Origin of the sequence: Acidocella sp. (assembly GCF_035535915.1) — a bacterium.
GTDB lineage: Bacteria > Pseudomonadota > Alphaproteobacteria > Acetobacterales > Acetobacteraceae > Acidocella.
In genome coordinates this window covers 1-11160 of the sequence record NZ_DATLPB010000077.1, presented here as the reverse complement: position 1 = coordinate 11160, position 11160 = coordinate 1, and the positions used below count along the sequence as shown (strand labels likewise).

The window sequence follows — 11160 nt, the reverse complement described above, 5'->3', positions numbered from 1 at the left end:
AGCTTCAGAGTTCCCTCAGAAACCGGCGCTGGCGGCGTCCAGCGCTTGGATGGCCTCGGCGTCCAGGGTCAGGCGCGCGGCTTTCTCCAGATCCTGCAATTGTTCAAGGCTGGTGGCGCTGGCGATCGGCGCGGTCACTTCCGGCCGGGCGATCAGCCAGGCCAGGGCGATCTGCGCCGGGGTGGCGCCAAGCCGCGCCGCCTGGGCGTCCAGCACCTTCAGCAGGGCAAAGCCCTTCTCGTTGAGGTATTTCTGCACGCCGGCACTGCGCGCCTTGCTCTGGGCGTCGGCGGCGCTGCGATATTTTCCGGAGAGGAAGCCGGAGGCGAGGCTGTAATAGCTGATCACGCCGACCTGCTTCTCGCGGCAGAGCGGGCCGAGCGCATCCTCGAAAATCGCCCGTTCCACCAGATTGTAATGCGGCTGCAGCGATTCGTAGCGCGGCAGGCCAAGCTTTTCCGACACGGCTAGAGCCTGGGCCAGACGCGGCGCCGTATAGTTCGAGGCACCGAGCACGCGCACCTTGCCGGCCTTCACCAGCTTGCCGAAGGCTTCCAGCGTCTCCTCGAGCGGGGTCGCCTCGTCATCCTTATGCGCCTGGTAGAGGTCGATATAATCGGTTTGCAGCCGGATCAGCGACGCTTCCACGGCATATTCGATCCGTTTGGCCGAAAGCCCGCTCTTGCCTTCGCCGAGATCCATGCCGACCTTGGTGGCGACGATCACCTTGTCGCGGTTGCGGCGTTCTTTCATCCACACGCCCATGATCGCCTCGGACTCGCCGCCTTTATGGCCCGGTACCCAGCGCGAATAGGCGTCCGCCGTGTCGATGGCGTTCAGCCCGGCATCCATCAGCGCGTCCAGCAGCCGGAACGAGGCTGCGGTGTCGGCGGTCCATCCGAACACATTGCCGCCGAACATGATGGCGGGAAGCTTCAGTCCCGACCGGCCCAGCTCTTTCATCTGCATTTTTATCAAAACCCTTCCAGAACGATTTTGCCGCGAACGCTGCCGGCCTCGACGGCCGCATGCGCGCGCTTGAGATTCGCCGCGTTGATGGCGCCGTAATGCCCGGTCATCGTCGTCTTTAACGTGCCGTTATCGACGAGGTGTGAGATCGCCTCGAGGATGAGGTGCTGCTGCTCCATGGTCGGGGTGTGCAGCACGCCGCGGGCGAACATGTATTCGGTATGCAGCGTGCCGCATTTGCGGATCAGCGTGGAGATGTCGATCGTGCCGGTGTTGGACTCGATGATACCGATGGCGCCTTCGGGGGCGAGCAGTTCCGTCAGCTTTTTGAAATGCGTGCGCTGATTCGTGACGCAGAAAATATAGTTCGGTGCGGCCAGGCCGTGCGCCGCGAACTGCGCCGCCATGTCCTCGTGGTGGTTGATCACATGATGGGCGCCGAGCTCGCGGCACCATTGCGCGGTCTCCGGCCGCGAGGCGGTGGCGACGATGGTGAGGCCGGTGAGCTTCGCGGCGAGCTGGATGGCCATGGAGCCGACGCCGCCGGCGCCGCCGACGATCAGCAGCGTGCCGCGCGCTTCCTCGCTGCGCGGGATGCGGAAGCGGTCGAACAGCATCTCCCAGGCGGTGAGCGAGGTGAGCGGCAGCGCCGCCGCCTCGGCGAAGTTCAGCGTCTTCGGCTTGTGGCCGACGATGCGATGGTCGACCAGGTGGAATTCGGCGTTCGTGCCGGGCCGGGTCGGCACGCCGGCATAGAACACTTCGTCACCGACCGCGAAATTCTGCGCCTCCGGGCCGATGGCGCGCACGATGCCGGCGGCGTCGAAGCCGAGCACGCGTGGCTCGCCCAGCGGCTCACCGCCCAGGCGGAGCTTCGTGTCGACCGGGTTTACGGACACGGCTTTGACTTCCACCAGCAGGTCGTGATGGCGCGGCACCGGAACGGCGACCTCAAGGTCAAGCAGCGCTTCGGGATCGGTGACCGGCTTGGAGTGGGTAAAGGCGACGACTTTCATGAACGGACTCTTTCTGTTTTTGCGAACGGCGAACGGCGCGGCGGTTCACACCGCTGACAGATAAGACCAATCAGCCGATCCTCAATAGGGCCGGGCCGTGGCGGTCGAGCCAGGCGCTGGCGACGGCCCGGTGCGGGGTGAGTTCGTCGGTCAGCGCCCAGAAAAGCCTGCCGTGATTCATGTGCCGCAAATGCGCGACCTCGTGGCCGACGACATAATCCTGTACGAAATCCGGCGCGCAGATCAGACGCCAGCAAAAGGCGAGGGTGCCATCCGGCGCGCAGGATCCCCAGCGCGTGCGCGTGTCCTTGATGCGGACGCATTTGGGGTTGAGCCCGGCCAGCCGGGCCTTGGCGGCGGCCTGCGCGGTCAGCTCCTGGCGGGCCAGACGCTTCAGGCAGTCGGCCACACGGCGGCCGAGAAATTCGGACTGGCCGGTGACCAGGATGCGCCCATCCTCGATCCAGGCGCCGCCGCGCCCGCTTGGCGCCGGGCAGATTTCATGCGGTGCGCCGCGCACCGGCACCAGTGCGCCGGGCACAAAGGGCAGGGCGTTGGGCAGGGATGCCAGCCGCTCCGCCACCCAGGCCTCATGCATCTGCAACAGCGCCAGACCGGCGCGGCGCGAGGCGCGTTGCGGCAAGGTGATGACCACGCCACCCAGGGCCGGATCGATGCGGAGTGAGATTTTGCGCGCCCGCGTGGAGCGGCGGAACGCCACCTGGGCCAGCGCACCTTGGATGGGCACCAGCTCTGTGGCGAGCGGCACGCTCATGGCCGGCGCGGGAGCTGGCCGGGCCATTCGACGAGATGATGTTCCAGCGGGCCGGCGTCGCGCTCGCTGATCGCCCGCCCGGCGGCGCTGGCCCCGGCCTCGATCACGCTTTCCGCGCGCCCGGTGATCAACGGATGCCAGGAGGGCAGGTCCTTGCCCTCCTGCAGCCGTCGATAGGCGCAGCTTGGTGGCAGCCAGTCCACTGTTTTCAACTTTTTCGGGGTCAGTTGCACGCAATCGGGAATTTTGGTCCGCCGCCGCGCATAATCGCTGCAGCGCGCGGTTTTCAAATCCAGCAGCCCGCAGGCGACATTGGTGAAACTGAGCTCGTCGGTATCCTCGTCGCGGAGCTTGTGCAGGCAACAGCGGCCGCAGCCATCGCAGAGGGATTCCCACTCAGCCTTGCTCATCTCCGCCAGTGTCTTGTCGTGCCAGAATCCCATCGTCCGTCACTTTATCTTGCCGGGCGGCGGACTGCCAGACCAGAAGAAAGCAAGCCGCTTTTTGAAAAAAGCGGCGCAAAAACTTTTGTTTACGCTGGGTCATGGGCTGTGTCGGCGACAACGCCCATGCCCTCCGGGGCTATTCCAACGGTGCTACGCACCGCCGGAACCTTCAGCCCCTCCGCCCAGCGTAAATAAAGTTTTTTTGCTACTTTTTGTTCACAAAAAGTAGCGCTTCCTTTCCTGCTAGCGCGGCGTCTTCGGCCAGCGGCGGTGCAGCCAGAGCCAGGCGCCGGGTGTCTCGCGGATCCAGCGCTCGAGGATATCGTTCATATCCGTGGTCATGGTGAGCACGTCGCGTTCCTTGTCGCCGCTATCGGGCAGCGTCATCGGCGCGTCGTAGATCACGTGGAGCCGGGCCGGGCCCTCGCGCACCGCCCGCACGGGGAAGACCGGGCATTTGAATTTGAGGGCGAAGCTTGCCAGCGCCGGGCCGGTCATCGCCGGGCGGCCGAAGAACGGCACGGCGATGCCGTTATCGAGCTTCTGGTCCATGAGCAGGCCGAGATTCTGGCCGCGCATCATATGCGCATAGGCCTGGCGGGCGCCGCTGCCGCCTTTCGGGAACATCGTCACCTTGCGCTGAAAATTCGCTTCGCGCAGGCGCAGGATGATGTCGTTGACCAGGCTGTTGCTGGCGGCGCGGTACATGAAGCCGATATCCACGCCGCGCGCATAGGCGGCGGGCGGGATGATCTCCCAATTGCCGATATGGCCGGTGAAAAAAATCGTTGGCTTGCCGGGCTCCAGCGCCGGGGCGACATGCTCGTCCCAGCCGGTGACGTAATAGCCGGGGCCCGATGCCGTCTCGTGCAGATTGCCGATCTGCGCCAGCTCGGCAACCGTGCTGCCGAGATTTTCCCATACTTCGGCGACGATTCGCCTGCGTGCGGCGGCGTCGAGTTCGGGCATCGCCGCTTGCAGGTTGCGGTCGGCCACTTTCGAGACCGGGATCAGCGGGCCGATCGCTCTGGCCACGCCGCCGCCGAGGCGCGACGCCGTGGCAGGTGGCAACGCGCGGAACAGCGCCAAGGCCGTGCGCACCAAGGCGGCTTCGGCCTTATGCGCCAATGGCACGGTCTTCACATCGCGGTCGCTCATGCCAGCAGCCGCTCCAGCGCCGCTTCGTCGTCCCAGTGCAGGCGCACCGTGACCACCGCGCTGGCCGCCCGCAGCGTGTCGGGCAGTTTCACATAGTCCTTTGCCGTCGTCACCAATTGCGCTCCCTGAGCCGAGGCGTCGCCGAGAAGCCGCGCCGAGTCGCTCGCTCTATACACGTGATGATCGGGGAATTCATGGGTGGCGACCAGATTTCCCCCCAAAGCCCGCACCGAGGCGAAAAATTTTGCCGGCCGGCCGATTCCGGCGAAGGCGACGATTTTGCGCCCTCGCAGATCCACCACGCTTTCCGGCACCTGCCGGGCCCGCAGCACCGGCAGCGCGGCCGGCAGATGCGCAAGCGCGCCGGTCTCATCCTCGCCGATCAGCACCGCCGCCTGCACGCGCGCGGCGGCGGCGGCCAGGGTCTCGCGCAACGGCCCGGCGGGGAGGGGCAAAAGATTGCCGAATCCGTAGCCGCCATCGATCACCAGCAGCGACAATGTCTTGGCCAGAGCGGGGTTTTGCAGCCCGTCATCCATGACGATGACGGTGGCACCTTCCGCCAGCGCCAGCCTTGCGCCGGCGGCGCGGTCATGGGCCAGGATGGTGGGAGCGGCGGCGGCCAGAAGCAGCGCCTCGTCACCGACATCCCGGGCGGTGTGCAGCGTGGGATTGACCAGCAGCGGCCCCACCAGCCGGCCGCGATAGCCGCGGGTGAGGGCAAAACGCGAGCCACGTAGCCGGCCGAGAAGATCCAGCGCCACCACCGTCTTGCCGGCGCCGCCGACGCCGGCATTGCCGACGCAAATGACTTTGATGCCCGGCACAAAGCCGGGCTTTGCCACACGGCGTGCGGTAACGGCGGCGGTGATGGTGCCGAGCGGCGCGAGCAGATATGCCAGCAAGCCGCGTTTCGCCCAGAAGCCCGGCGCTTTCATTCTGTTTCCCCGAGGATGAGCCCGGCCAGACGAAGCGGCAGGTCTTCTGCGGTGCGCAGGGCGGCAACGGCCCGCTGACCGGCGGCTTCCGCCATGTCCGGCTGCCGCAGCCAGCTTCGCATTGCCGCGGTCAGGGCAACGCCATCTTGCACCTCGACCAGAGCGTCGGCGGCGCGCAGCAATGCCTCGGCCTGCAGAAAATTCTCGTTATGCGGACCGGTGATGACCGGGCGGCCAAGCTGTGCCGGCTCGATCAGATTATGCCCGCCATAGCCGACCAGAGAATTGCCGATGAAGGCAAACGGGGTCGCGCGGAAGAAGAGCCCCAGCTCACCCAACGTGTCGGCGACGTAAACCTGCCCCGCGCGCGGCGCTTCGTTTAAGGAACGCCGCGGCGCACCGCCGGCGAGCGCGGTGATTTCGCCGCCGCGCTCGGGGTGACGCGGCACGATGATTGTGACCAGGTCGGCAAAATCCGCCAGCAAGGCGCGATGCGCCTGAACGATGATCTCCTCTTCGCCGGGATGGGTGCTGGCGGCGAGCCAGAGCGGCGCGGAAATTTGCCCGCGGAAGGCGGCCAGCTTGTCAGCGTCCACCGGCAAAGGCGGGGTGAAGAATTTCAAATTGCCCCATTCCAGCACGTTGCGCAGCCCGAGGCGGCGAAAATGCTCGGCATCTCCGGTTGACTGCGCATGCACATGGCGAAATGGCGCCAGCACGCGGCGCGCGAGCCACGGCACGCGTTGCCAGTTGCGCGCGGATCTCGCGGACATCCGCGCATTGATCAGCAGGCGCGGAATTCCTCGCCGGTCGCATTCGGTGAGCAGGCCGGGCCAGAGTTCGCTTTCCACGAACACCGCCGCGTCCGGCCGCCAATGGTCGAAAAATCTCTTGCCCCAGCCCGGCACGTCCAGCGGCACGAACTGGTGCCGGGCAAACGCGGGCAGGCGGGCGGCGGCGAGGCTGGCGGAGGTGACGGTGCCGGTGGTCAGCAGCACTTCCGCCTTGCCGGCCAGGGCCTGGATCACCGGCAGCACGGACATCGTTTCCCCCACGCTGGCGGCATGAACCCAGATGAGCTTTCCGGCCGGGCGCGGTGCTTGCGTCACCCCGTACCGTTCGGCGAGACGGGGCGGAAGCTCTTTGCCCCGTGCGGCGCGCCGGTGCAGCAGCCGGCGCAGATAAGGTGCTGCGATCCGGCCGGCGACGCGGTAGGCGGTGATCATAGCAGCCCCGCGGCGCGGTCCATGGCGGCGTTCAGCGCCGCCGTGACCGTTTCGACGCCGTTTTCCCAGTCTTCGCGCGGCACGGTGATCGGCTCTCCGCAGACCAGCACGCCGCGGCCGAACGGCAAGGGCAGGCGCATTTTGTCCCAGGAATTGAGAGTTTTGGCGTTGCTGGTCAGCGCGGCGCAGGGCAGCACGGGCCGTCCGCTCAAAGCCGCCAACTGCGCCACACCGGGCGCGCAGACGCGGCGCGGCCCGCGCGGCCCATCCGGCGTCAGCCCGACATGCGTGCCGGCGCTCAGCGCGTTCAGCAAGCCGCGCAGCCCGGCCGCCCCACCCCGCGAGGAGGAGCCCGACACCAAACCTATGCCCATATGCTCGATGACGCGCCCGATCAGCCGCCCGTCACGATGCCGGCTCGCCAGCGCCACGGCCGGGCGGCCCACGCCGCGCCGCTTCACTTGCTGCCAGAAGACCGGCATGGAGGGAATCGTCTCATGCCAGAAGGCGACGATCATCGGCGCGCCGGTGGCCATCTCCTGGAGTTCTGCCTCCCCGACGATACGCCAGCGCAGGGTCTTTGCCACCAGCAACAGATAATGTGCGGCCAGCCAGCCCAGCACTTCCCGCAACCAGTCGGATTGCAAAATTTTCTTCACGTGGCGGGCGGTAGCATCTGCCTCGCGCGAAGGAAAGCGAAGACCAGGGAGGTTGGTTGCCAATGAACCTGGCAGAGCGCGACGGTCAGTCTTCGTAGATCATCTTCCGCGTCATGCCGCCATCGACGACGAATTCCGCGCCGGTGATGAAGCCCGAGTCCGGTCCGAGCAAATAGGCGGCCAGGCTGGCCACGTCTTCCACCCGGCCAATCCTGCCGGCGGGATGCTGGGCATGATCCTCGGGACGGATGCGATAATGCCCGGTGTCGATCCAACCCGGAGAGATGCAGTTCACGCGGATATCCGGGCCGAGACTGACCGCCAAGGCGTGGGTGAGGGCGAGCACCCCTCCCTTGCTGGCGGCATATGATTCCGTATTCGGCTCGGACATGTGCGCACGGGTGGAGGCGATGGTGACAACCGATCCCTTGGCTGCGCGCAGCCTTTGTGCGCCGGCCTTTACCAGTAGAAAAATGCTCGTGAGGTTGGTGGCGAGCACGCTGGACCATTCTGCGAGGTTCAATTCTTCAACCGGCTTGCGGATCATGAAGCCGGCATTGCAGACAATCCCGTCCAGCCGTTTTTCCGTTCGGACGATGCCGTCAATGAGGCTTTGCACGTCGTCTTCGCGGGAGACGTCGCAGACGACGCCACGCGCGCCGGGAAGGGAGGTCGGCTCCTTGTCGGCGATGATCACGGTCGCGCCATCCTTGACCAGCCGTGCCGCGATGCCGGCACCGATGCCCCGCGCGCCGCCGGTAACCAGGAATGCGCTCATTTTAGGACTCCGTATAAGAAAGAGGCCGCTTTTTGAAAAAAGCGGCGCAAAAACTTTTGTTTATGCTGGGTCATGGACTGTGTCGGCGACAGCGCCCATGCCCTCCGGGGCTATTCCAACGGTGCTACGCACCGTCGGAACCTTCAGCCCCTCCGCCCAGAGTAAATAAAGTTTTTTTGCTTCTTTTTGTTCACAAAAAGAAGCGCTTCCTTCCTTGCCTTTCGTCTTACGCCGCCGATTGCACTGCGGATTTAAGTTGCCCGCATGCCGCCAGAATATCCTGGCCGCGCGGGGTGCGCACCGGCGAGGCATAGCCGGCATTCATCACGATGTCGGCGAATTTGCGGATCGCCGCTGGGCTGCTGGTTTCGTATTTGCTGCCCGGCCAGGGGTTGAACGGGATCAGGTTCACCTTCGCCGGCAGCCCGGCGATGAGTTTCACCAGCGCCCGCGCATCGGCCTCGGAATCGTTCAGGTCCTTGAGCATCACATATTCGAAGGTGATGCGCCGCGCATTGGAAGCCGCGGGATAGCGGCGGCAGGCGGCGATGAGCTCGGCAATCGGGTATTTGCGGTTGAGCGGCACCAGCTCGTCGCGCAGATCGTCGCGCACGGCATGCAGCGAGACCGCGAGATTCACGCCCAGCTCCTCACCGGCCTGGTCCATCATCGGCACCACGCCGGAAGTGGACAAGGTAATGCGCCGCCGCGACAAGGCGATGCCCTCGCCATCCATGATGATCTTCATGGCTTTCGCCACGTTTTCGTAATTGTACAGCGGCTCGCCCATGCCCATCAGCACGATGGTGGAGAGCAGACGCGGGGTCTCGCTTTTCGGGCTCGGCCATTCGCCATAGGCGTCGCGCGCGGCCATGAACTGGCCGACGATCTCCGCCGCCGACAAATTGCGCGCCAGGCGCTGCGTGCCGGTATGGCAGAACCGGCAGGAGAGGGTGCAGCCGACCTGCGAGGAGATGCAGACGGCGCCGCGATCCTCCACCGGGTCCGGGATATATACTGTCTCTACTGCTTCGTGATCGCGGAAACGGAACAGGAATTTGCGCGTCTCATCCTGCGAGAGCTGGTCGGCCGCCACCTCAGGCCGTCCGATGACGAAGCGCTTGGCGAGCTTGTCCTGCAGCGGCTTGGCGATGGTGCTCATCGCCGCGAAATCGCGCACGCCCTGGTGATAGATCCAGTGCCAGAGCTGCTTGGCGCGGAAGGATTTTTCGCCGGCTTCCGCCATTTCCGCCGCGAGTTCCTCGCGCGACAGCCCCACCAGATCCCGCCGTCCGTCCGGCAGCACATTGGCAGGCGGCGCGAACAAAGCGGCCTTGGCGAGAATCCGCTCGCGTTCGGTGGCGGTGAGTTCGGTTATGGACATGCCACGCTGATGGCGTTGTAGGCGTCAGAAAAGCCGCCCAGGGAGAAATCGTCGGTCACCATATGGCCATGCGGTGTGGTGCCCTGGGCTTCCGCGCTCGCGCCGCCACGGAAGGCTTCAACCGCGCCATGGCCGTTGGCGGTGAAGGCGGTGTCGCCCTGGGTATAGAAATCGATCGGGTGGCCGTTTACGCTGACGGTCACCTTGGCATTCTTGGGATAGGTGTAGCCGGCGGTCAGCGTGACCTCATCATGCACGCCATGGCGCTCGGTTACGGTGAGCATGACCGTTCCGCGTTTGGCGATCGCCGGATCTGAATGCGTGGCGTTGGTGAAGGCGTAGCAGGCTTTGTCTGCGCCGGTGCCGTAAGTCGCGGCCGTCCAGTCGCCGAACTTGCCGTTATTCGGCCCCAGAGCCGTCGGACCGCCTGCGGCAAAAGCCAAAGTGGGCGCAAGGAAAAACAGCGCGGGGATGATCGTTTTCATGGGCCATCCCATACCCTAAAGACGTCGACGCTCACAAGCATCCGATTGTCGCTTTGGAGGGTTGGAAATATCACCTCTACGCCTAAATACGACGGACATTAGTTCATGGAGAGATAAATGAGCATGAAGACGAGCCTGCCGACCGTTCCGTTTGGCAAGACCGGGATGAATATCACACGGGTCGGCTTCGGCTCCTGGGCCATTGGCGGCGGCGATTGGGCGGTCGGCTGGGGTGACCAGGAGGACAAGGATTCCATCCAGGCGATCCAGCATGCCGTGTCCTGTGGCGTGAACTGGATCGATACGGCGGCGATCTACGGCCTTGGCCGCTCTGAGGAAGTCGTGGCGGCCGCGATGCGCGACATTCCGAAGTCCGAGCGCCCGTTCATTTTCACGAAATGCGGCCTGATCGGCGACAAGGCGAACCCCAACGAGCTGCCCAAGCGCGTCGGCGCCCCGGCCAGCATCCGCCGGGAAGTCGAAGGGTCTCTGCAGCGCCTGGAAGTCGAGCAGATCGACCTGTACCAGATGCACTGGCCTGCCAATGACGGCACCCCGGTCGAAGAATATTGGCAGGTGCTGCTGGACCTGAAGAAGGAAGGCAAGATCCGCGCCGCCGGGCTTTCCAACCATAATGTCGAGCAGCTCACGGCCGCCGAGAAGCTCGGCCATGTCGACACGCTGCAGCCGCCTTTCTCCGCCATCAAGCGCGAGGTCGGCGACAAGGAACTTGCCTGGTGCCACCAGCACAACACCGGCGTGATCGTGTACAGCCCGATGCAGGCCGGCCTGCTCACCGGCGCCTTCAGCCGGGAGCGTGTCGCAGCACTTCCGAAAAACGACTGGCGCTCGCGCAATGCCGAGTTCACCGAGAATCTCGACAAGAACCTGGCCGTGGCCGCTTCGATGGCGAAGGTGGCGGCGCGCCACAACGTCTCGACCGCCTCGGTGGCGGTGGCGTGGACCCTGGCCTGGCCGGGTGTGACCGCCGCCATCGTCGGCGCGCGGGGTCCGAAGCAGGTGGATGGCTGGCTCGCCGCCGCCTCGCTGGCGCTTGCCCGCGACGACATGGAAGAAATCGGCGCGGTGATCGCTTCGTCCGGCGCCGGCACTGGGCCGGTGAAGCCGAACAAGTAAGGAAAGCGAAGTAAGGAAATAAGCGCTTCTTTTTGTGAACAAAAAGAAGCAAAAAAACTTTATGAATCTGGGCCATGGGCGTTGCCGGTTCCAACGCCAATGGCCCAGCATAAAAAAGTTTTTGCGGCGCTTTTTTCAAAAAGCGCCTACTTGCTTCCTCTGGGAGTATCCCAGCGTGCGGTCGATCGC

12 protein-coding genes are annotated in these 11160 nt (G+C 65.0%); 1 reads left to right on the top strand and 11 read right to left on the bottom strand.

Going from position 1 to position 11160, the window contains the following annotated elements; translation table 11 throughout:
• Positions 1 to 15: 15 nt before the first annotated feature.
• The 11 genes from VNC39_RS09320 to VNC39_RS09270 form a co-directional block, all read right to left on the bottom strand.
• Positions 16 to 969 carry an aldo/keto reductase gene (locus VNC39_RS09320; protein WP_325398466.1) on the bottom strand — a complete coding sequence of 318 codons (954 nt, stop codon included), beginning with the start codon at positions 967 to 969 and terminating at the stop codon, positions 16 to 18.
• A gap of 5 nt (positions 970 to 974) precedes the next feature.
• Positions 975 to 1985: a zinc-binding alcohol dehydrogenase family protein gene (locus VNC39_RS09315; RefSeq protein WP_325398464.1), complete on the bottom strand. Its 1011-nt coding sequence runs from the start codon at positions 1983 to 1985 to the stop codon at positions 975 to 977.
• A gap of 70 nt (positions 1986 to 2055) precedes the next feature.
• Positions 2056 to 2760 (bottom strand): M48 family metallopeptidase, encoded by a 705-nt coding sequence (locus tag VNC39_RS09310; RefSeq protein ID WP_325398462.1) that lies wholly within the window; start codon positions 2758 to 2760, stop codon positions 2056 to 2058.
• Positions 2757 to 3203, bottom strand: coding sequence for a YcgN family cysteine cluster protein (locus tag VNC39_RS09305; RefSeq protein WP_325398460.1), 447 nt, complete (start codon positions 3201 to 3203; stop codon positions 2757 to 2759). The genes VNC39_RS09310 and VNC39_RS09305 overlap by 4 nt, the downstream gene beginning before the upstream one ends.
• A gap of 246 nt (positions 3204 to 3449) precedes the next feature.
• Entirely contained in the window at positions 3450 to 4364 is a 915-nt protein-coding gene (locus tag VNC39_RS09300; protein ID WP_325398458.1) for a lysophospholipid acyltransferase family protein, read from the bottom strand.
• Positions 4361 to 5302, bottom strand: a complete 942-nt coding sequence (gene lpxK, locus VNC39_RS09295) for a tetraacyldisaccharide 4'-kinase (protein ID WP_325398456.1) — start codon at positions 5300 to 5302, stop codon at positions 4361 to 4363. The genes VNC39_RS09300 and lpxK overlap by 4 nt, the downstream gene beginning before the upstream one ends.
• Entirely contained in the window at positions 5299 to 6528 is a 1230-nt protein-coding gene (locus tag VNC39_RS09290) for a 3-deoxy-D-manno-octulosonic acid transferase (protein WP_325398454.1), read from the bottom strand. Before VNC39_RS09290 ends, lpxK begins: the two co-directional genes overlap by 4 nt.
• Entirely contained in the window at positions 6525 to 7187 is a 663-nt protein-coding gene (locus VNC39_RS09285) for a lysophospholipid acyltransferase family protein (RefSeq protein ID WP_325398452.1), read from the bottom strand. Before VNC39_RS09285 ends, VNC39_RS09290 begins: the two co-directional genes overlap by 4 nt.
• A gap of 85 nt (positions 7188 to 7272) precedes the next feature.
• A complete protein-coding gene (locus tag VNC39_RS09280; protein ID WP_325398450.1) occupies positions 7273 to 7965 on the bottom strand; it encodes an SDR family oxidoreductase in 693 nt (230 codons plus the stop codon).
• 226 nt (positions 7966 to 8191) lie between these two features.
• Positions 8192 to 9349, bottom strand: coding sequence for a 23S rRNA (adenine(2503)-C(2))-methyltransferase RlmN (gene rlmN, locus VNC39_RS09275; RefSeq protein ID WP_325398448.1), 1158 nt, complete (start codon positions 9347 to 9349; stop codon positions 8192 to 8194).
• A complete protein-coding gene (locus VNC39_RS09270) occupies positions 9340 to 9834 on the bottom strand; it encodes an invasion associated locus B family protein (RefSeq protein ID WP_325398446.1) in 495 nt (164 codons plus the stop codon). Before VNC39_RS09270 ends, rlmN begins: the two co-directional genes overlap by 10 nt.
• Positions 9835 to 9951: 117 nt before the next feature.
• Here VNC39_RS09270 and VNC39_RS09265 point away from each other — a divergent pair, with 117 nt between their 5' ends.
• On the top strand, positions 9952 to 10971 hold the full coding sequence (locus VNC39_RS09265; protein ID WP_325398444.1) for an aldo/keto reductase: 1020 nt from the start codon (positions 9952 to 9954) through the stop codon (positions 10969 to 10971).
• The last annotated feature ends 189 nt before the right edge of the window (positions 10972 to 11160 follow it).